22 protein-coding genes and 1 other annotated feature are annotated in these 23,230 nt (G+C 50.6%); all 22 genes read right to left on the bottom strand.

All coding sequences use genetic code 11. The features are described from left to right. Positions 1-10: 10 nt before the first annotated feature. Entirely contained in the window at positions 11-1,318 is a 1,308-nt protein-coding gene (locus AC0VZ8_RS07955) for an SPFH domain-containing protein (RefSeq protein WP_260069383.1), read from the bottom strand. Positions 1,319-1,596: 278 nt separating this feature from the next. Continuing rightward, the gene (gene obgE / locus AC0VZ8_RS07950) at positions 1,597-2,907 is read right to left on the bottom strand and encodes a GTPase ObgE (protein WP_071223403.1); all 1,311 of its coding nucleotides are present in this window, start codon (positions 2,905-2,907) and stop codon (positions 1,597-1,599) included. A 13-nt stretch (positions 2,908-2,920) separates the two neighbouring features. Continuing rightward, a complete protein-coding gene (locus tag AC0VZ8_RS07945) occupies positions 2,921-3,661 on the bottom strand; it encodes a Spo0B domain-containing protein (protein WP_475486575.1) in 741 nt (246 codons plus the stop codon). Positions 3,662-3,830: 169 nt separating this feature from the next. Further along, entirely contained in the window at positions 3,831-4,142 is a 312-nt protein-coding gene (gene rpmA / locus AC0VZ8_RS07940; RefSeq protein WP_015734021.1) for a 50S ribosomal protein L27, read from the bottom strand. Positions 4,143-4,159: 17 nt separating this feature from the next. Then, a complete protein-coding gene (locus tag AC0VZ8_RS07935; RefSeq protein WP_194541485.1) occupies positions 4,160-4,492 on the bottom strand; it encodes a ribosomal-processing cysteine protease Prp in 333 nt (110 codons plus the stop codon). A 13-nt stretch (positions 4,493-4,505) separates the two neighbouring features. Continuing rightward, positions 4,506-4,817 (bottom strand): 50S ribosomal protein L21, encoded by a 312-nt coding sequence (rplU, locus tag AC0VZ8_RS07930; RefSeq protein ID WP_006208810.1) that lies wholly within the window; start codon positions 4,815-4,817, stop codon positions 4,506-4,508. Positions 4,818-4,977: 160 nt separating this feature from the next. Beyond that, positions 4,978-6,213 (bottom strand): Rne/Rng family ribonuclease, encoded by a 1,236-nt coding sequence (locus tag AC0VZ8_RS07925; RefSeq protein ID WP_475486574.1) that lies wholly within the window; start codon positions 6,211-6,213, stop codon positions 4,978-4,980. A 118-nt stretch (positions 6,214-6,331) separates the two neighbouring features. Beyond that, positions 6,332-7,195: a M50 family metallopeptidase gene (locus AC0VZ8_RS07920; protein ID WP_475486573.1), complete on the bottom strand. Its 864-nt coding sequence runs from the start codon at positions 7,193-7,195 to the stop codon at positions 6,332-6,334. Next, positions 7,188-8,096, bottom strand: coding sequence for a M23 family metallopeptidase (locus tag AC0VZ8_RS07915; protein WP_260069380.1), 909 nt, complete (start codon positions 8,094-8,096; stop codon positions 7,188-7,190). Before AC0VZ8_RS07915 ends, AC0VZ8_RS07920 begins: the two co-directional genes overlap by 8 nt. Positions 8,097-8,231: 135 nt before the next feature. After that, positions 8,232-9,026 carry a septum site-determining protein MinD gene (gene minD, locus AC0VZ8_RS07910; RefSeq protein WP_009594006.1) on the bottom strand — a complete coding sequence of 265 codons (795 nt, stop codon included), beginning with the start codon at positions 9,024-9,026 and terminating at the stop codon, positions 8,232-8,234. A gap of 3 nt (positions 9,027-9,029) precedes the next feature. Beyond that, a complete protein-coding gene (locus AC0VZ8_RS07905) occupies positions 9,030-9,692 on the bottom strand; it encodes a septum site-determining protein MinC (protein ID WP_475486572.1) in 663 nt (220 codons plus the stop codon). An 83-nt stretch (positions 9,693-9,775) separates the two neighbouring features. Continuing rightward, on the bottom strand, positions 9,776-10,300 hold the full coding sequence (gene mreD, locus AC0VZ8_RS07900) for a rod shape-determining protein MreD (protein ID WP_127589515.1): 525 nt from the start codon (positions 10,298-10,300) through the stop codon (positions 9,776-9,778). Position 10,301: 1 nt separating this feature from the next. After that, on the bottom strand, positions 10,302-11,177 hold the full coding sequence (gene mreC, locus AC0VZ8_RS07895) for a rod shape-determining protein MreC (RefSeq protein WP_475486571.1): 876 nt from the start codon (positions 11,175-11,177) through the stop codon (positions 10,302-10,304). A 56-nt stretch (positions 11,178-11,233) separates the two neighbouring features. After that, entirely contained in the window at positions 11,234-12,268 is a 1,035-nt protein-coding gene (locus AC0VZ8_RS07890; RefSeq protein WP_009593998.1) for a rod shape-determining protein, read from the bottom strand. Between the two features lie 38 nt (positions 12,269-12,306). Beyond that, positions 12,307-12,996 carry a RadC family protein gene (radC, locus tag AC0VZ8_RS07885; protein WP_009593994.1) on the bottom strand — a complete coding sequence of 230 codons (690 nt, stop codon included), beginning with the start codon at positions 12,994-12,996 and terminating at the stop codon, positions 12,307-12,309. Positions 12,997-13,082: 86 nt separating this feature from the next. Beyond that, positions 13,083-13,694, bottom strand: a complete 612-nt coding sequence (locus AC0VZ8_RS07880) for a Maf family protein (protein WP_071223414.1) — start codon at positions 13,692-13,694, stop codon at positions 13,083-13,085. Positions 13,695-13,719: 25 nt separating this feature from the next. Beyond that, a complete protein-coding gene (locus AC0VZ8_RS07875; RefSeq protein WP_071223415.1) occupies positions 13,720-13,962 on the bottom strand; it encodes a DUF4321 domain-containing protein in 243 nt (80 codons plus the stop codon). Between the two features lie 127 nt (positions 13,963-14,089). Beyond that, on the bottom strand, positions 14,090-15,475 hold the full coding sequence (locus AC0VZ8_RS07870; protein WP_475486570.1) for an SPOR domain-containing protein: 1,386 nt from the start codon (positions 15,473-15,475) through the stop codon (positions 14,090-14,092). Between the two features lie 214 nt (positions 15,476-15,689). Continuing rightward, the gene (gene murC / locus AC0VZ8_RS07865) at positions 15,690-17,066 is read right to left on the bottom strand and encodes a UDP-N-acetylmuramate--L-alanine ligase (RefSeq protein WP_475486569.1); all 1,377 of its coding nucleotides are present in this window, start codon (positions 17,064-17,066) and stop codon (positions 15,690-15,692) included. A gap of 6 nt (positions 17,067-17,072) precedes the next feature. Next, positions 17,073-18,476 carry a bifunctional folylpolyglutamate synthase/dihydrofolate synthase gene (locus AC0VZ8_RS07860; RefSeq protein ID WP_475486568.1) on the bottom strand — a complete coding sequence of 468 codons (1,404 nt, stop codon included), beginning with the start codon at positions 18,474-18,476 and terminating at the stop codon, positions 17,073-17,075. Between the two features lie 8 nt (positions 18,477-18,484). After that, on the bottom strand, positions 18,485-21,154 hold the full coding sequence (locus AC0VZ8_RS07855; protein ID WP_475486567.1) for a valine--tRNA ligase: 2,670 nt from the start codon (positions 21,152-21,154) through the stop codon (positions 18,485-18,487). Positions 21,155-21,265: 111 nt separating this feature from the next. Then, positions 21,266-21,565: a binding site (T-box leader), on the bottom strand. Positions 21,566-21,818: 253 nt separating this feature from the next. Continuing rightward, the gene (locus AC0VZ8_RS07850; RefSeq protein WP_475486566.1) at positions 21,819-23,180 is read right to left on the bottom strand and encodes a LysM peptidoglycan-binding domain-containing protein; all 1,362 of its coding nucleotides are present in this window, start codon (positions 23,178-23,180) and stop codon (positions 21,819-21,821) included. Positions 23,181-23,230: the final 50 nt, after the last annotated feature.

Genomic DNA, 23,230 nt, shown 5'->3' with positions numbered 1-23,230 from the left:
CACTTTCACTTCACATCAATTTATGTCCGCACTCCATGCAAAACTTCTGGCCCGGTTTGATCTCATGATGACATCCAGGACATGTTAGCGCATGGGTTGACCCGCAGTGCGGGCAAAACTTGGCTTCCGCATCCACCAGTTCACCGCATGCCCTGCAAGGCATAGGAAGCGCTGCACCGCAATCCGGACATTCGACGGCACCGGCCGGGTGGTCATGGCCACATTTAGGGCATGCATGGTACGGGTCACCGCAGTGAAGGCAAAACTTGGCATTCGGAGGCAGTGGCTGCCCGCAATCGTTGCAATGAACGGTTCTCGCCAGTTCCTCCTCAGCCTGCACCTGAAGCGATTGTCCGCATCCCGAACAGAATCGTGCTTCTTCCGCACTCAGTGTTCCGCACTGGGTACATGCCTTCTGTTTGATATGGGGCTCATTCTTTCCTGGATCCTTCGAACCCTCAAACATTTTCCCCACGGTCTCGTACATCGGACCAACCATCCCAAGTCCCATACCCAGTCCGGTTCCCATGACCGCTGCCGGGCTGCCGGGATTCTTTGCCGCCCCCTCCAGCGTATTAAAGGTTCTTTCTTGATGATAGGTATATCCGATGATGTCCATCTCCGCTTTCTTTGCCAACGCTTCCTTGATTCGAACAGCTGCCGGGTCATTCTCCGGTATGTTGATGGAGTCCACATAGAAATTCAGCAGGGTGATCCCCATTTCTTCAAATGAAGGCGCAATCGCTTCCATGATGTGCTTCGATATTTCCGCTATGTAAGCATTGATCTCCACAACGCTGATTTTTTTGCGAACGATATAGGAGGATATGATTTCTGTAATATTGGACATCAGTACGCCGCGATAATATTTAATCAGTGTGCTTTGGTCAAAAGTCGGCAGTGTGCCAACCATGGTCCCCAGAAACTTTCGCGGATCGCTGATCCGTACGCCGAATTGGCCAAAAGCCCGGACCGATACGATAATATTGTATTTTGGATCTTGCAGCTGGATCGGCGAGCTGGTCCCCCATTTCACGTCCAGTGAACGAAGTTTGTTCACAAACCAGACTTCTGCCGTAAAGGGAGACTTCCCGCCGAATGGAAGATTGATTAGATTGGATAATATTGGTATATTCGCCGTACTCAGTGTATGCCGTCCAGCCGCGAAGGAATCCAGAGCTTGACCACCCTTATACAGGATTGCCTCCTGTGTCTCATGAACAATGAGTTGGGTCCAAGTGCCTAACTCCTGATTCGGATAACGCCAGGCAAACACATCCGGCGGTCCATCGTATTTTACAACTTCAATAATAGCCATAGTTCTATTCTCCTTTATACACCGTTCCTTCCATCCTGATAGTCTATGGATAAGGACTATTGTACTACCATTGTATACGATTTACCCGATATGTGGATGCAAAATTTGGAAACCTAAGTGGAAAATGATATCGCTGAACAACTTCCTAACCGTTGCCGTAAAACACAGAGCATGTTTACGTGATATCTGAGACACAACTTCCTCCATAAAAAAAATACCGCCAAGCCTGCTGTTAAACAGACCTTGCGGTATTTTCTCACAAACGTATTTTTTGCTAATTAATAGTAGCTGCTGCCTTCAACAAATTCAAATTCGAAATCACCAATTCGTACAATGGTGCCTTCTGTCGCGCCCCGTTTCCGAAGTTCTTCATCGACGCCCATATGACGCATCGTTCTTGCAAGCTTCAGAATGGCATCATGCGAATTCATCTGCATCCGTTTCAGCATCCGCTCAATTCGCTCGCTATGCACCACATACATCTCATTATCCCTAGTAACGGTGAAGGAGTTGTCGTTCTGCGCTTTGAATTTATAAACCTTGCGCTCGGAAACCTCGGATACTTCTTCAATGGCCGGCTCGTCCGGAATGCTCTCCAGCACATCGATCGTGCGGTAAAGGAGTTCCTGAATACCCTGACGGGTCAGCGAGGAGATGGGCATGACCTCGATGTCCGGACGAATCTCTTTCAGCTTCTCTTTGAAGGCCGCTAGATACTCTTCGGCCTCCGGCATGTCCATTTTATTAGCGGCTACGATTTGCGGCCGTTCGACCAGAACTGGGTTGTAGAGCCTGATTTCATCATTGATTTTTTCCCAGTCCTCAAACGGATCCCTTCCTTCCGTGCCTGCCATATCCACGACATGGACAATGACACGTGTTCTTTCCACGTGCCGGAGGAATTCGTGACCAAGTCCCACGCCTTCATGAGCACCCTCAATCAGACCAGGCAGGTCAGCCATAACAAAATTGCGACCGTCTCCAACCTCAACAACTCCCAAATTCGGCGTTATGGTCGTAAAGTGGTATGCGCCGATCTTTGGCTGAGCCGCAGATACAACGGACAACAAGGTCGATTTGCCTACACTTGGGAACCCGACGAGACCTACATCAGCCATCACTTTAAGTTCCATGGTTACGTAACGCTCTTCGCCTTCCTCGCCGTTCTCGGCAAGCTCAGGCGCCGGATTGTTCGGGGTAGCAAAGCGGATATTGCCTCGCCCTCCACGGCCTCCTCTGGCAACAACAACCTGTTGACCGTGTCGGGTCAAATCGCCAATCACCTCACCGGTATCGTCATCCGTTAAGATCGTACCCGGCGGGATACGGACAATCATGCTATCCGCATTGGCGCCATGCTGACTTTTATTGCGGCCTTTTTCCCCGCGCTTAGCCTTAAAATGCTTCTGGTAACGGAAATCCATCAACGTGCGCAGTCCTTCGTCCACCCGGAAAATCACGTCGCCGCCCTTACCGCCGTCTCCGCCGGCAGGTCCGCCTTCAGGAACGTATTTCTCTCGACGGAACGCAATGAGACCATCGCCGCCGTCTCCGCCTTTTACATATACTTTTGCCTTATCTACAAACATGAAATCACCTTCCTCAAGTCACAAACGGCAAATACAAACGATACGAGGTCTCCCTCGGCTCCGTTTGTTCTACCCGAATGCCTTCGCCTTTTACGGATTGTTCAATCTGAAGCTTCAAGCTGTCCGGGTCTCCAAAGGATCCTTCTCCTTGTGCCCATACCATCAGCTCTTGTTCTTGCTGCATAAATGTTAATGTTAATTGCCGGGTATCCCCCCAAGACGCTTTTCCGCTCAATTGAAAAGCTCTCACCGTTTGAATGATAGCTTCGGTAAAAGACTCCGCCGTTTGTGGCGATACTTTGTCTTCCAGTTGTACCTGGTCCACAACTTCAACGTTGAGCTGCAGATTGTTGCTGTACGTACGGTATGAATGTAAATAAAAAACCAGCGAAGGAATGCCCAGCTTAGAGATTCTGCTTTCCGTCGCCATCCTGTCCTTTATTCTTTCCACAGAACCCACTGTTTTATCAAGCTTTCCAAGTTGAATGTAGCCGTACAAAATTTGAAGCTCATTCATCCAATCATGACGATGGTGATTCAGCATCTGAATCGCCGTCTGCTCCACATTCCGAATGATGGCTTGCTGCCTGCGCTCCTCCGATTTCCGGACAAGCCAAGCTCCATAGGCAGACGCAGCGACAGCCCAAACCGTTAACACTGCTCCTGCAGCCAAAGTCGGTTTCCATACCATCCATGCTACGGGTATTACGGAGGTTAACCCCGCCCCAGCTGCTATCCATTTCCAGGATTTCATCGCTTCTCCTCGTCTTTCAACAGCAATTGGTTACATTCACCAAATCCCAGTATATCATAGACCTTCAGGACGGTTCATCCCCTGGATGATAATCTTTGCGTTATTCACAAAAAAAGAAGCCCCGGCAACGATGCCGAAAGGCTTCTTCTGTATGCAGCATAAGAAACGATTAAGCTTCTACTGCAGCCGCTACTGGAGCGACATCAACCGGGTAGACGCTCACTTTCTTGCGATCACGACCCCAACGTTCAAATTTCACAACGCCGTCAACTTTCGCAAACAAAGTATCGTCTTTACCGATACCCACGTTCGTGCCTGGATGAATTTTCGTTCCGCGTTGGCGAACCAAGATGCTGCCGCCAGTCACTGCTTGACCGTCTGCACGTTTCACACCAAGACGTTTCGATTCGCTATCGCGACCGTTCTTTGTGGAACCTACACCTTTTTTCGATGCGAATAACTGAAGATCCAATTTCAACATGTTGTCTACCTCCTTCTTCAAGTAGTCAATTCCTGTATTCTTATATACTTGCCGTATGAATCGGCAATTCCCTGTAACATAACAACCATGGATTCGAGAAGCAGTTGAACTTGTCCCGAGACGGAGTCGTTTGCCGTCGGCGGAAGATTCGCACTAAGAAAGCCGCCCTTCATCTGGGTCTCCATAACAGTTCCGGTTAACGCTTCAATGGAATTGACCGTGCCCACTGTAATGCTGGAAACTCCAGCACATACAATATCTTCTCCAGGATTGGCATATCCCGCGTGCCCCGTCACCTTAAAGCTATGGATCCGTCCATCTCCCCCGCGCAGTACTTGTACAGTAATCAATTACCGCACCTACTTACGCTTGGATTTTCTCGATGGTTACTTTAGTGTAAGGTTGACGATGACCTTGCTTCTTGTGGTAGTTCTTCTTCGGCTTGTATTTGTATACAACGACCTTACGGCCTTTACCGTGCTTCTCTACCTTTGCAGTTACAGTCGCACCGGAAACAACCGGCGTACCTGCTACCAACCCGTCCTCTTTGGATACGGCCAGTACACGGTCGAAAGTCACGCTCTCGCCGTCACCTGCAGTCAGCTTCTCGATGAACAATACGTCGCCCTCTTGAACTTTGTATTGTTTACCACCTGTTTCGATAATAGCGTACATTTGCTTGCACCTCCCTATGTCTCAGACTCGCCTAGTATAAGGTGTCCGTTCCAACCGGAACGTCCTTGCTAACCCAACCGGAGCGGTTACAGCATGTGCAGCAAACCATCACTAGACACATACCTAATGATAATATCATAATCCATGTTCACCGTCAACATCATTGTTCGATAACAACACCTCTGCCCCCGCAAGCGCCGCAAGGCTTGGCAAATGGGAGCGAAGAGCTTTCCCTGGCTTTTTTGCGGGTCATTTCCAGCAGTCCCAGCTTGGTCCAGCCCACCACAAAGCTTTTGGTGCGGTCCTTGCGCATTACAGCCTCCATGGCAGAAACAACCTGCTCCCGGTGCTCCTCACGATCCATATCGATGAAATCAACGATGATAATGCCTCCGATATCCCAGAGCCGCAAAATTCTTGCAATCTGCTGCGCCGCCAGAAGATTCGTCTTCAGCACCGTTTCCTCGAAATTATCGCCACCGATATATTTGGCTGTGTTGACATCCATGATGGTCATGGCTTCCGTCTGATCAACAACGATGGTCACACCTTCCGGAAGCATGATTTTCCTTGCAAAGCCGGCTCTCATCTGCTCGTCCAACCCGTAAGCTTGAAAAATCGGACTTCCTTCCGAATAATATGTAACCTTAGGCTCCATACCAGGGACGGTTTCCTTCAGATAGCTTTTGGTCTCCTCGCCTTTAATCTTGCTGTCGATCACAAGTTCATCATGAAGCGGGTCAAAGGCATCGCGGAGAAAACGCTGCAGCAGACCTAAATCGCGATGAAGCAGCGCCGGAGCAGAAGATAGCTCGGCCTTGTCGAGAATTCGCGCCCACTCTTTTCGCAGATACTCAAGATCTCCCTTAAGGAATTCCAGAGGCTCGTCCTCCGATACCGTTCGGATAATGATCCCCTCTTCATCCGTACGAAGCTGCTCGCCGATACTCTTCAGCCTTGCTCTCTCCGCATCACGTCCAATTTTCTTGGAGACGGCAACATAATCCGCAGTAGGCATGTACACCATGCATCTGCCAGGCAGCGAAAAATGGGTAGTGACCCGCGCCCCCTTGCCGCCTCTCGGTTCCTTCATCACCTGCACGATCAATTCCTGGCCTACCGTTAGCAGCTCCGAGATGGAAGGCTTCTGTTTGGGCTGCTTCTCTAAATGAGGATGGAGCACATCATCAATATATAAAAATGCATTCTTTTTCAGCCCGATATCTACAAAAGCCGCCTGCATCCCCGGCAGCACATTTACGACCCTGCCCTTATAAAAACTGCCGACTACACTTTGCTCACGACTCCGCTCAACGGCGAATTCTGCTAACCTCCCATCTTCGATGAGGGCCATCTGAATGGTCTCATGTTCACAATGAACTATCATTTGCCTCATGGCTTCACCCCTCAAATGGAAGACGATATTCTATTTTTTTATCCTAACACAATCTCAGATGATATGAATGGATAAAGAATCATGGCCCACCCTGCGTCTTCCTCTTGGTGTTTACGATTTACGCATACCAGGGCGGACCATTTGATGCAAAATAAGAAGAAATCACATGCTGCTCCGGAACAACGGCAAGCAGGCTGCCTCGTCCGCTCATGACATAAATCAGATGATACTTCTCTCGTTTAAATAGACGCATAATATCATCCAAAGGTTTCGAAGAATCTGCAACGATTGGTTGCGCAGGACCGAGTCCATCCAAATTTCGTTCATAAATCTCGCTCCGATTGACCAAAAATCTTAAAAACCGGTAATGCACATTCCGATAGTCTTCAAAATTGGAATACGCTAAAAAAAGGCCGATCATCAGCACATTTAAACGAATACCGCCGCCGGAAAATAACGGCTGCAAGCCATATCCGATCATGATCAGGCTGCACAAAATGCCAGCGCGGGAAGCCCACAGCAAGGTCGCATGATATGGGGCGAGCAAACTGATGATCGCTTGCAGCACTTTGCCGCCGTCCAGCGGAAGAATCGGGAGAAGGTTAAACAGCGCGATGATGAGATTCCCCTGAATGATATAAGACAACAGCTGCTCATCTCCCCACCCCGCCCATCTGCACATCAGAGTAATTCCAATCATGATGACATTTTGCAGCGGACCCGCAAGCGCAATGATGATTTCCTTCATTGCAGTCATCCTGCCATCATCTTCAATGACAGCAACGCCGCCGAACGGCAGCATCTGAATGGCTCGTACCTTGAACCCCATCGCTGCCGCTGCGGCGGCGTGTCCCAATTCATGAATAAACACGATAATAAACAGGGTCAGCAATTCCAAGAAGCGACCGGTGAATACGGAGGCCAGCATGACAATAACAAAGAGAGGATGCAGCGACAATACCGTTCCCTTAAACTTAATCAAACGGAATCACTTCCGCCGGATCGATACCTCGATCCCCCTCTTTCAGTTCGAAATAAAGGGAGGGCGGGCTGCCTGCGCCTGAAGACGCCAATGTGCCGACAATATCTCCGCCTTGAACCCAATCGTTTACCTTAAGTCCCGTTTCTGCCAGCCTGCTGTATATCGCCGTTCTCTCTCCTGTATGCTGTATGAGAATGGTGATCCCATTCTCAGGATGTTCTTTAACCTCAAGCACGCGTCCGGTCTCTATACTCTTAACCGCCCGGTCTGCTAAAGAACCCCCTCCGGCTTCCAAAACGATGCCTTTCAGATCCACGGCAAAGGATTGGACCACCTTTCCGGAAAGCGGAGGAACTAAAGAAGTCCCGGCATTCACCTTCGTCGAGTGTTCGTCGGTTTGTCCAAAAATCGGAATGAAGGAAGGGGCGCTTCCAAAGTGCTCCTCATACCATACCTGGGCTGCTTGGAAATCCATCTCGTGGCTCAGCCCCTCAACGATAAAAGCTTGCGTGCGAAGAGCCCATGGGTGCTGAAACGAAAATACCCCCCATGCCAATCCAAACACCAGCGCACTGACGATGACACGGCGCACCAAGCCCGACAGAAACGAAGCTTTTCTTGGCGGTTCCCCTGGATCACCGGGATCCAGCGCACCATACCAACCGCGGTGCCCTTGCTTCCAAAGCCGCTCGGGATCCGGTTCACTCTCTGCAAGAAGCGGGGATGGGTTCGCCCTGTGCTCCTGTATAAAGCCTGTCTTGTGAAGATTGGGATGGGCAGGCTGTTTCTCGGGAACGGGCCCCCATGACGACTTATCATGCGGCGCCGGTGACGCTTCCCCTTCCAGCAGCTCGCGAATGCGGGCTTCTCTTCGGGTCTTAACTGAAGTTTTGATGTCCATTGTTCTCTCCCCCTTGGGGCTTGTTTTCTTACTCTATCCTATGAGGAGATGAAAGATATTTAGAACAAGCCCTATTAAAGAGGCGAACAGAACAAAAAAACCGATGCCTCCCGGCACCGGTTCGTGTTAAAGCCTTTAACCCATTCCAAAAAACTTTTTGAATTTGGTGAACATTCCTTTTTTCTGATGGATTTGCATCAAAGGAACGGTATCACCCAGAATACGCCGGGCGATGTTTCTATAGGCGATGGCTGCCTGAGAATCCGGATTCATCACCGTAGGCTCCCCGATATTGGCCGCTTTAATGACCATTTCATCATCGGGGACGATGCCGATCAGATCAATATTCAGCACCTGCAGCACATCTTCAATCTCCAGCATGTCGCCGGATTTCACCATGTTCGGGCGAATCCGGTTTACAACAAGTTTCGGAGACTCTACATGAGAGCTCTCCAGCAAGCCGATAATCCGATCCGCATCCCGCACGGCCGCATTCTCGGGCGTTGTAACCACAATCGCTTTATCTGCACCGGCAATGGCATTCTTAAATCCTTGCTCGATTCCAGCCGGACAATCGATAATGACGTATTCGAATTCCTTTTTCAATTCAAGTACGATATCTTTCACCTGCTCCGGAGAAACGGCATTCTTGTCTTTGGTCTGGGCTGCAGGAAGCATATACAGCTCATCGAAGCGCTTGTCCTTGATCAGCGCCTGGTTAAGTCGGCACCGCCCTTCTGCAACGTCGCACAAATCGTATATAATCCGGTTTTCCAGGCCCATCACGACATCCAAATTACGAAGACCGATGTCCGTATCAACCAGACACACTTTTTTTCCGAGCAGTGCCAAAGCTGTGCCGATGTTCGCCGATGTCGTCGTTTTACCGACTCCGCCTTTACCTGAAGTTACGACGATTGCCTCTCCCATGTTCTACACCCCTTTAAACACATTAAAATCCCGACCCAAACGTGAGATGTTGCTGATCTTATCGATCTCCATGCTACCGTCCTTCAAATACGCAAATTCCATGACCGTTTCCCGCGTCTCCCATTCATCCGGCGGTCTGCTGATCATCTGGGAGATACGGAGCTGGGTAGGGGCAAAATACGAAGCCGCTATAATCGCTTCCTCGTTTCCCTCTACACCGGCATGCGCGGTTCCGCGCAGAGCTCCCAATATGTAGATATCACCGGTGCACGTTATGGTTCCGCCGGGATTCACATCGCCGAGGAACAAGAGATCGCCGTCATGATGCAGCACCTGTCCGGAACGCACCATCCCTGTCTTAAGCGTAAGGTTCTCCTCTGGTATGAGCTCCGACTCAATCGGTGGCGATTCCACATTACGTATCAACAGGTTGCCCTTTTGCTTCAATATGTCAAGAATCGTCTGCTTCTCTTCTTCGGAAATTTTCCGGGAACCCAGCTTCACATCCACATGAATGATAGGTCCGGTCAAAATATTCTGATGACTGTGCTCCAGCTTATAGCGCAGCTCGCCGAGCAGCTCCTCCAGCTCACATTGGTCATCAAGCAGGAATACCAGGCCATCTTTGATGCCCTTAATCGTCACATGATTGGATTTTACAGCCATAAGCCTGTCCCTCCCATCCCTATACATTTCGCGCTCAAACCTTCAAGTTCCTGCTAGTCTAGTAAAATGTCATAATGGAGGGTTCAGGATGCCTTCCTTCTCTGATTCTTCGTAACCAACTCAATCTGCTTGCGAAGAGGAACGTAAATCGCCAGAGCAAAGGCAAAATGAACAAGGAGATTGGGTAGCATATGATGAAGCAGTGACCAATTATAAGAAGTCGGATTGAGTCGAAACACCTTATATATGCCAAAAAGCGTACTGTCAAACAACAGACTCCCCAGAATGACAATGGTCATCATCATGGGCAGCGGCGCCCGCGGGGACTTGAATACAAGTCCCACCAGATATGCGGATACGCCCATAGCAAACGAATAAGTGCCAATCATCTCGCCGTAATACACGATATCGTGAAGCATGCCGAATATGAGTCCGAGCACCAGCCCCGTGTGGCGATGATAATAAATCGATACAAAAAACAAGCAAACCAATACAAAATTAGGGTAAATCTGAAGCTGCAGCGAGCTTGGCGTTAACCAGAAAACCACCGTGCCCTGCAGAATAAACAGCACGAACAGCAGCAGGACCAGAATTTGTTTACGTGCCATCTTATTCTGGCTCCTCAGGCGTAAAGACGATGATCAGATACTTCCAATCATCAAACTTGGCCGCAGGTTCGATCGTAGCCGTTCTGCTCTGACCGTATTGGCTTACCTGAACACTTTTCACCTCACCAATGATCAAGCCCTGTGGTATAACGCCTCCGGCACCGGATGAAATGATCTTATCGCCTTTCTTGATCGGATCATCTTCCGTAATCCGCGTCATGAGCAGCGTGTTGGTCTTCTCATCGTAGCTCTCGACCACGCCAAACGTTTTATCCTCTTTGCCGATGGCCGTTACCGAAATTGGCTGCGGATTCGGATCCTGGGCGTCCATCGTGGTCAACAGCTTCACCGTGGAGGTGAAATTGCTGACGCTGCTAATGATGCCGACCATGCCGTCCACTGTCGTGACCGACATGTTGGGGCGAACCCCATCGCGCTTGCCCAGATCGACGACCAGTGTCCTGTTATTCGGATCCGAGTTGACGCTAAGCACCTGAGCAGTACGATACTCATATTTGTCACGATTTTTCTGGTTCTCTGTAAAATGAAGTTGTTCCGTCAGCGCTTCGAAATTAGCTTTCATGCTATTGTAATTAGCACTCTCTCGGGAATATTGGGCCACGGCTCTCCGCAGCTCCTCATTCTCTTCATAGATTGCCTTCATGTTCCGTACATCTTCAAAGAAACCCGCTATATAGGCAGCGGGCTTATAAAACACACTTTGCACAAAACCGACCGTATCCTTGACGAATTTTTCAGGCCAAGATAAAGAAGCTCTCGGGCCGAGCGTAAACCCCATAATAGCGATAAACGCTACCAGCCCGATGAGCATAATAAACAAACGCTTATTGCCTAGCAGCTTAAACAGTTGCAACACCCTCTAACTTACTGTTTTCTCTCCCAACATTAGGGGTTTACACTTCTATTCGGTTTCTACCGTTTAGAACGGACGGCAGAGCTGCTCCGGGATTTAAACAGGTGAATGTTCTCGAGCGCTTTACCTGTACCAATGGCTACGCAATCCAGCGGATTCTCTGCAACGATCACCGGCATGCCGGTCTCTTCGGCGAGCAGCTTGTCCAGGTTGCGAAGCAATGCGCCGCCTCCCGTAAGCACGATGCCCCGGTCCATAATATCCGCAGCAAGCTCCGGAGGACATTTCTCAAGCGTAACCTTTACCGCTTCAACAATCGCATTAATGGTATCTGCCAACGCTTCGCTAATCTCATCCGAAGTAATGGTGATCGTCTTCGGCAGCCCCGTCACCAAGTCACGGCCGCGAATTTCCATCGTTTCCACGGTCTCCAGCGGCATGGCGGAACCGACTTCCATCTTAAGCAGCTCGGATGTGCGCTCACCGATCATCAAGTTATATTGACGTTTGATATAGGAGATAATAGACTCATCCATCTCATCGCCTGCAACACGTACAGAGCGGCTGGTTACAATGCCGCCCAGCGAAATGACCGCTACTTCAGTGGTACCTCCACCGATATCCACTACCATGCTGCCTGTTGGTTCCCACACAGGCAAATCGGCACCGATTGCAGCTGCAAAAGGCTCTTCGATCGTGTAAGCTTCGCGTGCTCCCGCTTGCTTGGTGGCATCTTCAACCGCACGCTGCTCTACCGCCGTAATGCCGGAAGGTACGCATACCATCACGTTCGGATGACGGGGGAATATGGAACGCTGCTTCTGTGCTTGACGAATAAAGTATTTAATCATCGTAGCCGTTGTATCAAAATCAGCGATAACGCCGTCCTTCATCGGACGAATGGCACGAATGTTGCCTGGTGTGCGTCCAATCATTTTCTTAGCCGATTCACCAACGGCTTCAATGCTCTTCGTATCTGTACGCAGAGCAACCACGGAAGGCTCTCTTACGACAATTCCTTTCCCACGAACATAAACCAGCGTATTTGCCGTCCCCAAATCGATTCCCAAATCTTTCGTAAAACCACCTAACATGATGTATCTCCCTTTCTTCGTCAATCTGAACTATTATATTACATCAAGCCCCGTTCCTTCAAACTTACAAACGATCCGTCCCCAATGATCAGATGATCCAGTACGTCGATCCCGACAATCTGTCCTGCCTCCACTAAACGTGCAGTCAGCGATATGTCTTCCGGGCTGGGCGTCGGATCTCCGCTAGGATGGTTATGCGCGCACACCAGGGATGCACTGCTGCATTTGATGGCCGCTCTGAACACCTCGCGGGGATGAACGATGGAAGCATTAAGGCTTCCCATCGATAACGTTTCCTGGGCAATGACATGATTTTTCGTATTTAAAAATACACAGACAAAATGCTCTTTCTGTAAATAGCGCATCTGTTCACTGAGCAGTTCTGCCGCGTCATGTGGACTGCGAATAATAACCGGCTCTACATGTCTCGATGCGGCCAAGCGCCGTCCAAGCTCGATGCCAGCCTTCAGCTGAACAGCCTTAGCGGTTCCAATTCCTTTGATTTGCGTAATTTCCTCAATGCTAAGATCAACGAGCTGCCGGATGCCGCCTGCTTCCCCCAGCAGCCGCTGGGCTATATGTACGGCAGATTCCTGGCGGGTTCCGGTCCGAAGCAATATCGCCAGCAATTCTGCATGGCTTAATGCGCTCGCCCCATATTGCATCATGCGCTCTCTTGGTCGTTCATCATGGGGGATGTCGCGCAGCAATAGCGTTGGCGACTCCATATATTCCCCTCTTTTCTAAGATTTAAATCAGCAGGTCACCGAAACTTCAGGATACCCCCTACATTTCGTATGCCGTTGTTCTATATCTATGAATCGGTGAGTACATCCATCCCCATTTCAGACAGCATGTCCGACAGCAGAGAAAGCGGCAGGCCGACAACGTTAAAATAGTCGCCTTCGATTCCTTCCACGATGGTTGCACCCAAGCCTTGAATCGCATACGAGCCCGCTTTGTCAGCAGGTTCCCCGCTCTTTACATAAGCCGCGATCGCGTCATCACTTAACGATTTCATCTTTACGGTTGTCACACGATGAGCGACCTTGGTACGACCAGATTCCCGGTCGACACAAGCCACGCCCGTGTACACGAGGTGAGCCCGTCCTTGAAGCATGGACAACATCCTTGCCGCGTCAGCATGATCCTCCGGTTTCCCGAGGACAAGATCATCGACAACTACAATCGTGTCGCTTCCCACAATGATACCATCTCCCGGATCATCCGTCAGCTTTCGGAGAACCGCTTCCGCTTTACGTAGTGCCAGTGACTCCACAATTCGCTCTGGCGACCACCCATGCGGGGTGTCCTCGTCAGCTTCACTAGGCATAATCTCAAATGGGATACGAAGGGAGGCAATCAATTCCTGACGCCGAGGAGAGGTGGAGGCCAATATGATACGGCGGTTTCTCTTCTCATTCAAGGGGGATAATCTCCTTTGTCATGTCTTAGAGCCTGCGGTATAACCATAGCGCTGCTATAATGCCAAGCAGACTGAGCAGGCAAAAGTTAAGTTCAAGGTTAATGTCATAACGAATAATGTCAAAATCAGCGCTAGGCGACCACTTAATCGGTGTAGTTGACGTTAAAAACGACAAAGCCTTAACAGGTTGAAGCGCCTTGGCCAGCCATGTTCCCGTCAGCCACCCCAGCAGCAAAAACAAGATGAGCATTCCTTTGTTTTTCTTCATGCATCCTCTTCCCTCGCCATATTTTGACACCCTAATTATTATACGGTGAATCGATAAGCAATACAAACAGAAATCCGGCAGGGGGAACTATTTCCAGTTCCGAGCCGGATTTGACGTAAATTTGAATTTATAGGCCATCCAGGAGTTTCTTTTGGCCCATGACATAGTTCATCATGCCCGTTTGAATCTCCCACAAATGCCCCTTGGATTGATTTTTGTTATATTCAGAGAGCGCTGTGATCGAACTGTTCATGGATTGCTCCATCGCCGGCAGCACTTCCCCGGTCTCCGGACCCAAGCCGGCGGATAGCAGCTTCATCGATTGGATCCACTGCTGGTGCAGATTTGTGATTGCAGTCATAGTCTCTGACGCCACCGCGCCCGCCTCCTGCTGCCCCAGCAGCGATGCCGATAGCGTACTCAACTCCGACACAAGCTCCCCGCTTATCGTGAAATAGTCCGTCAGCGTCTGCTCCTCGCCCGCAAAGGCAGCTGACTCTATATTAGGCAGCGCGATTTCTCTCACGTATAATTCGACGCCTTCGGCTTTAAGCTGATTGCTGAGCAGCTTGGCCTGCTCGCGGTCTGGTGATACGCCGGCGTACACCCGGTTTTCCTCATCCAAATCTCCCCCAGCCGCAATACCGGACTGCAGCAGCTCCCCTTTCGCCTGCTCTGCCCGTTCCGGCGTGCTGAATACACCGTACTGAAGCATATAAAAAATTTGACCCGGAACGTGTACTGCCGATTCAGTTGAACCGGGTGCGAGTGATGCCCCCGTTCCCCCGGAAGAGTCAGCCGGTGCTTGATTAACTGCGTCATTGCTTCCAAGCTGCCCCGATGCAGGGTCTTCACCTTCATTACCGCCGTTAAACATGGACAGCACCATATACCCAAACAGCAAACCCGTCACAACAGCCGCGGTCACGGATACAGCCATTTTCCAGAAGGAGGTAGGCTTGCGCGAGCGATAATAACCGTAATCATCGGCAGGTGACTCATATAGATCCTTCTCGGGCCCGAGATTCCAATTCGAATCGTTTGCGCCGGAGCCCACACTTCCGGAATACGCGTCATCATGAAGATCGTAAAGATCCTCAACCTCACGCATATCGTCATATGTATCGGCAGGATCAGGCCCGTCACCGAACGACCCGCCCTCAACATGATCCAGACGTCTTCTTTCCTCAGCTAATCGCCCCCTGGATTGGGTATGACGCGATGTTCTCCAATCTTGTCCGTTCACATCCCGAGTGTCCTCCTCCCGGAGCGGCGGAACAACGCGCAGATGATCATGCTGCATGCTGCTCCTATGTTCAAACGAATTGCCCGCATCGGTAAACCGATCAGTCGTTGAGTCAAACTCGTCGAATACAAGATGACGGTCATCAACTCGATCATTGCGCCTTGCGGGAAGTTTTTGATGCGAATCCCGTTCCTCACGCATATGATCCTTATGACTATCTTTTGGCGGATCGTGATCGAAGCGAATCGTCATTCGTGCTTTATTCATATCCACACACCTCACTTGTCCTTCTACACCTAGCTATATGATCAAGCTTGGCAACTTATGAGTGTGCGAAAAACAAAACAAACAGGCTGATCAAGAAAGTATCTTGATCAGCCTGTATTCTACTTATCGATCCGCTGCTTGCCTCCGTTCGAAGACAAAAGCCCATGCAATCCCCTGCTGCATCGAAGCAGCAAAGAACGCAGGCAGGCATTCCTTATTTCTTGCCCTTAATGAACTCCGCCAAAGCCGCGCCGACCTTCCAGATGTCGCCCGCTCCCATCGTGAGAACGAGGTCGCCTTCTTTTACGCGACCTTTGAGATCGTTCAGGACATCTTCCTTCGTAGGCAAATAACGGGCACCGGCATTGCTGTTCTGGACAATCAGCTCCACCAGCTTACCGGAACTGATACCCTCGATCTGCTTCTCGCCGGCAGGAGAATAAATATCGGTAATGATCACCTCGTCCGCTTCCCCGAATGCGCGGCTAAACGCATCCAGAAGGAAAAAGGTCCTCGAATACCGCTGCGGCTGAAATACGGCAATAATCCGTTTGCCCGTAGCTTTGGCGGCACTGATCGTAGCCTCGATCTCCGTCGGATGATGCGCATAGTCGTCAATCACCAGAATGCCTTCAGCTTCGCCCAGCACCTGGAAGCGGCGCTTAGCTCCGTTGAACTTGACGATGGCCTCTACAATCGCTTCGAACGAGATTCCGCCTTTCAAGCAGCAAATCACCGTAGCCATGGCGTTGTAGACATTGTGTTTACCCGGTACGGACAATTCCACGGTTCCCAGCTCCATGCCGTTATGAAGCATGGTGAAGCTGACGTGACGGTCGCCGAGCACCAGATTCGTTGCCGTATACTCTGCATCCGCGTGAATGCCGTATGTCGTCACATTGCATTTTAGGTCAGGCAAAATCGCCTGAATGTTGTTATCGTCCGCGCAAACCACGGCCGTACCGTCTGCCTTGATCTGGCTGAGGAATTGTACATATGCTGCCTTGAGACGATTGAAATCCCCTTCGTAATTCTCCAGGTGATCGGCCTCAATATTCAGAACAACGCCGAGCCAAGGGTGGTACTGAAGGAATGAACCGTCACTCTCGTCCGCTTCGGCCACCACGTGCTCGCCTTCACCGGCCTTGGCATTCGTGCCAACGTTCATGATTTCCCCGCCGATGATAAACGTCGGATCGACGCCGCATTCCTCCATTACGAGCGCAATCATCGATGAAGTGGTTGTCTTACCATGCGCACCCGCTACGGCGACCCCTTTGCGTTCGTTCAGAAGACGCGCCAGCATCTGCGCACGGTGAAGGACAGGAATGTTCAGCTTCTCTGCTTCGACCCGCTCCACGTTGTCTTGGGACAATGCCGTCGAGTAAACTACAAGGTCCGCGCCCTGGACTTGCTCGGCGGTATGTCCAATGTATATTTTGGCGCCCTTGGCCGCCAGCTTTTCTGTCAATTCTTGCGATGCCACGTCAGAACCCGTGACTTTATAACCCATCTCCAGCATAACTCTTGCAATGGCGCTCATCCCGTAGCCGCCAATTCCTATAAAATGAACATGTTCCGATGTATTCAACAGATATCACCAACCTTTTTCAGAATCGGAAAGGCCCAGGAGGTTGGAACGCACGTCGGCAATCAGGTACAACGTGCCCGACACCACCCCAAGATCCTCCGCTTCCGTCCGTGACTTCAACTCTTCAAGTGCGTTTTTCCAATTTGGTTCTATGATGATTTGCAGTGTATGTTTGGCGTATTTCTCCCTTACCTGCTCTACGATGTCACCAAGCGCCTTGGCGTCCAGTTTCTTCCGGAAATCCGGTTCAGTCAGGATAAGCGTATCCACTATTGGCAGTATATGCTGCAAATACGATTCATGATGCTTATTTGCCAGCATTCCCATCATTAAGTTCAGTTTCCGATACTTATAGATCTGCGGCAAGCTTTTGGCCAAGGTTTCAGCCCCTTCGGGGTTGTGCGCACCATCGAGAACAATCCGCGGGGAGGACTGCACTTGTTCCAGTCTTCCCGCCCAGAAAGTATCCTTAAACCCTGTACGCAATTCTTCATCATCCACGATGAAAGCCATATACTGGCGAAGCACTTCCAGCGTCATCATCGCAAGCGCGGCATTGGCGCATTGATGCTCACCCTGCATCGAGATGTCCAGATCCATGTCCCGGAACGGACCCTTAAAACGGAAAGTCTGGCTTTCTTCGTCCCCACGCAGCCGCTCATAGGAGAACTGTTCATCTACGAGATACAGACTTGTACGGTTTTTGACTACCGTTTGTTTCAGAATATCGACTGCCTCCGGCTGAGTTACCGTGCTCACCACAGGAACTCCAGGCTTGATAATGCCAGCCTTTTCCGTGGCGATCTCCTGAATGGTATCACCCAGGACGTCGGTATGGTCCATTCCGATATTCGTGATCACCGAAATGATGGGATGAACGATATTGGTCACGTCCATGCGACCGCCAAGTCCCGTCTCCCATACCACCACGTCCGGATAAGATACCTCGGCGTAATACAGTATCGCAAGGGCGGTGGACACCTCAAACATGGTGGGCGATCCGAGCCCGGAGCCCGCAATTTCGGCTACAAGCGGTTCTAAGCGATTAGCGAGTTCAAGCAGCGTCTCTTCCGGTATGTCCTCGCCGTTATACTGAAACCGATTGGTAAATTTCGTAATATAGGGAGACGTGTAGGTGCCAACCGTGAATCCCCCTTGAAGCAAAACCTTTGTTAAAAAAGCGCATGTGGAGCCCTTCCCATTCGTTCCGGCCACGTGAATAAATTTTAACCGCCGCTCCGGATGGCCGAGCAGCTCCATCAATCGCTGAATTCTATCCATGCCCGGGCGGATTCCAAACGGAATCAGCCCGTTGATCCAAGCTACCGCTTCCTCATAGGTATGGAACGGAGCTGCCACTGCAGCTGCCGAATGATCAACCATCGTTCTCACCTTCTGGTCCAGATTCATTTTGCCCTTTAGCCTCTCAGTTCTTCGATGCGCGCAATCACTTTACTGCGTTTGTCCGAGTAATCCGCAAGCTTCGCCCGTTCTTCTTCAATCACCTTTTCAGGTGCTTTCGATACGAAACCAGGATTGTTCAGCTTCTTCTCCACACGCTCGACTTCGCTGTTCAAGTGCTGAATTTCCTTTTCCAGACGCGTGATCTCCTGAGCGATATCGATCAACCCGGCAAGCGGCAGATACATTTCAACACCTGTTACCACGGCGGTCATCGCCTTATCCGGCGCCTCAAGCGCAAGGGAGGATTGATACTCCGACGTGTTGCAGAAGCGGCGAATATAATCCGCATTGCGATCGATGATGCCAGCAATTTGCTCGCTTACCGGCTTCAACTGGAGTTCTACTTTTTTGCTCATCGGTACGTTTACTTCCGCCCGGATGTTACGTACAGCACGGATGACATCCATCAGCAGGTTCATTTCAGTAACGGCTTCCGCATTCTCAAATGCCTCATCATAGGTCGGCCATGAAGCCAACATCACCGTCTCGCCTTCATGCGGCAAATGCTGCCAGATCTCTTCGGAAATGAACGGCATGAACGGGTGGATCAAGCGCATCGTGCGGTCCAGCACATAGGCAAGCACCGACTGCGTCTTTTTCTTGGCCGCTTGATCCTCGCCGTACAGGGACAGCTTAGCAAATTCAATATACCAGTCACACAGATCATCCCAGATGAAATTGTAGAGCAGTCGACCGGTTTCGCCAAATTCGTAGGCATCAATTAGACGCGTAATGTCGCGGGAAGTTTCGTTCAGACGATGCAAAATCCAACGGTCGGCCGTTCCCAGCTCTCCGGAAATGTCGATATCCGCCGCCATGAAGCCCTCCAGATTCATGAGCGCAAAACGTGACGCATTCCAGATCTTGTTCGCGAAGTTACGCGCTTGTTCCACACGTTCCCAGCGGAATCGAAGATCCTGACCCGGCGTACTGCCGGTCGATATCATATAACGCATGGCATCTGCGCCATACTGTTCAATAACCTCGAGCGGATCGATACCATTGCCGAGCGACTTGGACATCTTGCGGCCTTCGCTATCCCGAACCAGACCATGGATAAGCGTATCTTTGAACGGCATTTGATCCGTAAATTCAAGCCCTTGGAAAATCATCCGCGAAACCCAGAACGGAATAATATCATAACCCGTTACGAGAACGCTTGTCGGATAATAACGTTTGAAATCCTCACTGTCCAGATTCGGCCAGCCCATGGTCGAGAACGGCCACAATGCCGAGCTGAACCAGGTATCCAGCACGTCCTCATCCTGTCTCAGATCGTCCTTGCCAAGCTTCGCGCGCGCTTCCTCTTCATTCATGGCAACAACCACTTCGCCCGTGGATTCGGAATACCAGGCCGGAATCCGGTGGCCCCACCACAATTGACGAGAGATGCACCAATCGCGCACATTCTCCATCCAATGCAGGTAGGTTCTCTCGAACCGGTCAGGCACGAAATTTACGCCCTTGCCGGATTTCTGCGCAGTAACGGCTGCTTCCGCAAGCGGCTGCATCTTAACAAACCACTGCGTCGACAGATACGGCTCGACAACGGCGCCGGATCTTTCGCTATGGCCAACCTGATGAACATGATCTTCGATGCGAAGCAGCACGCCCGATTCCTTCATGTCGCTTACGATCTGCTTGCGGCATTCTGCTCGGTCAAGCCCCTGGTACTTGCCGGCAAATTCATTCATCGTCCCGGATTCATCCATCACGGTGATTTGTGGCAGATCATGTCTCAGACCCATTTCGAAGTCATTCGGATCATGTGCCGGCGTAATTTTAACCGCTCCGCTGCCGAAATCCTTCTCCACGTACTCATCGGCAATAACCGGAATTTCTCGGCCGACAATAGGCAGGACCAATGTCTTGCCGATCATGTCTTTATAGCGCTCATCTTCCGGATGAACGGCTACCGCCGTATCACCCAGCATAGTCTCCGGGCGGGTGGTTGCTACGGTAATGGAGCCGCTGCCGTCTTTCAGCGGGTATTGCAAGTGGTACAAATGGCCGTTGACCTCTTTGTACTCCACTTCGATATCGGACAAAGCCGTGCGAGCAGCCGGGTCCCAGTTGATAATGCGTTTGCCGCGATATATAAGCCCCTTATCATAGAGCTTGACGAATACTTCCCGAACCGCTTCTGACAACCCCTCATCGAGCGTGAAACGCTCTCTGGAGTAATCGAGGGACAGGCCGATCTTGGACCATTGGTCACGGATCGTATTCGCATATAGATCCTTCCATTCCCACACTTTCTCCAGGAATTTTTCACGTCCCAGATCGTAGCGGGTAACGCCTTCTTCGCGAAGCTTCTGCTCAACCTTGGTTTGCGTGGCGATGCCCGCATGGTCAGAGCCCGGCAACCACAACGCATCATAACCCTGCATCCGCTTTACGCGAATCAGGATATCCTGCAGCGTAAAATCAAGGGCATGGCCGATGTGAAGCATTCCCGTAACGTTTGGTGGAGGAATAACAATCGTATACGGCTCCGCGTCCGGTCGTTTGCCAGCTTCAAAGAAGCCGCCTTCCTTCCAGTACGGATACCATTTTTGTTCGGCTGCCTTCGGATCATACGTCGTCGGCATGTCTAACTGGGATTGGTTTAGTTTTTGATCCATATTTTCGTACCTCCGATACTGTTAATCAGTTTTGCCAACCCGTAATGTTTTAGCCTCCGGGCGTGGACATGGATATCCATGTTTGCGTGAAACAAAAAAAGCCCTTCGTCCTCAAAGGACGAAAGACTGTTCTCTCGCGGTACCACCTTTGTTTCGTGCTTATAATCAATCATGAATCGTATCCTCCCATGAAGAACGTGAAAGGCAAACGATCAAGCACGACACTTTACGCAGATAACGGCTGCGGCCGGCGAACTCTAACCAGGGTAGCGATCGATCCCTACTCTATCTCAAGTCCGCAACTCCGGGGCGACTTCGGCAAGCTGGTTCCTGCGGAATCTCACAGCGCTTGATAGCAATTCCGCTCTCTGAAGGCCATACCTTCCTACTCTTCCCGTTCAACGTTGTTCTAGCTTTAGGAATACCTGTACATATACTATTCAAATATACCGTGGTTGTTGCATATAGTCAATATTTTGAGTGTTTCCGAACGATTTAGACATCATACCTGTCGATCCAAAATAATTCTAATACATTGTAATAAAGAAGCCCCGGCTCGTCCGATTCCCCTCTTCTTCTAATCTATTCCCGGCCATACACAAAAACAGGCCAAGGATATCCTACCTTGACCTGCTTGTTCTTACGCGATCGCTTCCTCCGCTGATTACTGGGGAATGTATAATACCTGGCCTTCTTCCACATTCTGCTCGGACATGCGGTTATATAACAAAAGCTCTCGCGGCGTCAGTTGATAACGCTCGGCAATCACGTCGAGTGTCTCCTCACGCTGCACAATGCACATCCGGACCTTGCGGAAAGGCGTTTCCTCATGGCGGTTACCCAGGAACAGACTCTTCCACTCCACGTCCTCGGCCGTTGCGGAGTCAACCAATTCCTCCGTCTCTTCTTCCTCGTCCCGAGCGGCTTGATCCTGATCCTGAACCGTTCTGCTCGATTGAAGCAACGAAGAGAAGCCTACGCCCGATGCGCTGGTTGTGCTGCTGTTCTTCGTGTTGAAGGCCACCTTTAACTCCGGCTTGGTCGGAACCTCTTCGGCTTTAATGGAAACCTCTTCCGTTATATCATCCATATCCTCCGAAGGGAATTCTTCCTCAGCGAAAACAGGCTGCACTTCCTCCGTTTCCGGTGATTCCAGTACCGGAACGGCATCCACTTCTTCACCCTTACGCTCAATGACACCAGGGAAACTGGCTGCTGAATCTTCTTGCTCCGGCTCGGGCTGGACCGCAGCCCGTTCGAATTGCCATACACTTGGAATCGACAACTCAGCTGCCTGAGCTTCCGTCTCATTATGTAAGGCATATTCGACCGTATCCCGGGCTTCAGACGTTTTAGAAATGCTAATGGTGCTGTCTGCTGAGTCCTGTGAATCCCGTGTTTGGTTCTCATACTGCGCCCAGGATGCCAGATACTGCTGTGTGCGCGCATCCGTCCCGGACTCTTGAGCTCTGGTCTGAGCCTCGTTGAAGTAAGAAGGCGAAGTCGAGTTAGCGTCTGGATGAGTTCCGCTGCCATGAAGCTGGTCGTACGGGTTGGCTGCGAACTGCTGCTCCCCGTTCGAATACAAATCAGTCGCTTCAGGAGCATGTACCACTGTGAATTCCTCATTGGCCCATACTTGGTCGCGGGCTCCCGGAGCCGCCGCCTGAATTCCTTTGAGCGACAGAACCCCTGTAATGTTCAAGCTGCGTTTGGATAACAAATCCACGTCAAAATTCTCGATCTCGACCGCGATGTCATCCAATGATGATACCCGGTTCATCGGTACCGTGATTTCAACCGGGATCCAGTGTTCGAGCGGCTCCGTCTCTCCTGCTTCGGTGTCACCTTTATACAGGCCTGCAAGAAGCAGATGACCCCGAAGCGTAGCCTGGTCCTGCTGACTGATTACCTGAATATGCGGGATCAACTCCGCCTCTTCCAATTCTTCGATTCCCGGCAAATCTTCCGTTAAATTAATACGCTCGTAAATATCGAACCGCAATCCGTAGGACTGGTCAAACACGGGAATGTCCTCCTTTTTGGCATATACTATCCGTGATCTGTTATCACGGC

The sequence above is a fragment of the Paenibacillus sp. QJM3NY_38 genome, from assembly GCF_056173265.1.
This window is presented reverse-complemented; position numbering and strand designations above follow the sequence as displayed.

Bases quoted from the DNA above. Each gene is read 5' to 3' on its own strand.
- minD (WP_009594006.1), bottom strand. From the start codon at position 9,026: ATGGGAGAGGCAATCGTCGTAACTTCAGGTAAAGGCGGAGTCGGTAAA.
- AC0VZ8_RS07860 (WP_475486568.1), bottom strand. From the start codon at position 18,476: ATGAATCTGGACCAGAAGGTGAGAACGATGGTTGATCATTCGGCAGCT.
- AC0VZ8_RS07855 (WP_475486567.1), bottom strand. From the start codon at position 21,154: ATGGATCAAAAACTAAACCAATCCCAGTTAGACATGCCGACGACGTAT.
- AC0VZ8_RS07890 (WP_009593998.1), bottom strand. From the start codon at position 12,268: ATGTTAGGTGGTTTTACGAAAGATTTGGGAATCGATTTGGGGACGGCA.
- AC0VZ8_RS07905 (WP_475486572.1), bottom strand. From the start codon at position 9,692: ATGGCTGTAAAATCCAATCATGTGACGATTAAGGGCATCAAAGATGGC.
- AC0VZ8_RS07955 (WP_260069383.1), bottom strand. From the start codon at position 1,318: ATGGCTATTATTGAAGTTGTAAAATACGATGGACCGCCGGATGTGTTT.
- AC0VZ8_RS07945 (WP_475486575.1), bottom strand. From the start codon at position 3,661: ATGAAATCCTGGAAATGGATAGCAGCTGGGGCGGGGTTAACCTCCGTA.
- mreD (WP_127589515.1), bottom strand. From the start codon at position 10,300: ATGGCACGTAAACAAATTCTGGTCCTGCTGCTGTTCGTGCTGTTTATT.
- rplU (WP_006208810.1), bottom strand. From the start codon at position 4,817: ATGTACGCTATTATCGAAACAGGTGGTAAACAATACAAAGTTCAAGAG.
- rpmA (WP_015734021.1), bottom strand. From the start codon at position 4,142: ATGTTGAAATTGGATCTTCAGTTATTCGCATCGAAAAAAGGTGTAGGT.
- radC (WP_009593994.1), bottom strand. From the start codon at position 12,996: ATGGAGTCGCCAACGCTATTGCTGCGCGACATCCCCCATGATGAACGA.
- AC0VZ8_RS07915 (WP_260069380.1), bottom strand. From the start codon at position 8,096: ATGGACATCAAAACTTCAGTTAAGACCCGAAGAGAAGCCCGCATTCGC.
- obgE (WP_071223403.1), bottom strand. From the start codon at position 2,907: ATGTTTGTAGATAAGGCAAAAGTATATGTAAAAGGCGGAGACGGCGGC.
- AC0VZ8_RS07875 (WP_071223415.1), bottom strand. From the start codon at position 13,962: ATGAAGAAAAACAAAGGAATGCTCATCTTGTTTTTGCTGCTGGGGTGG.
- AC0VZ8_RS07925 (WP_475486574.1), bottom strand. From the start codon at position 6,213: ATGAGGCAAATGATAGTTCATTGTGAACATGAGACCATTCAGATGGCC.
- AC0VZ8_RS07870 (WP_475486570.1), bottom strand. From the start codon at position 15,475: ATGAATAAAGCACGAATGACGATTCGCTTCGATCACGATCCGCCAAAA.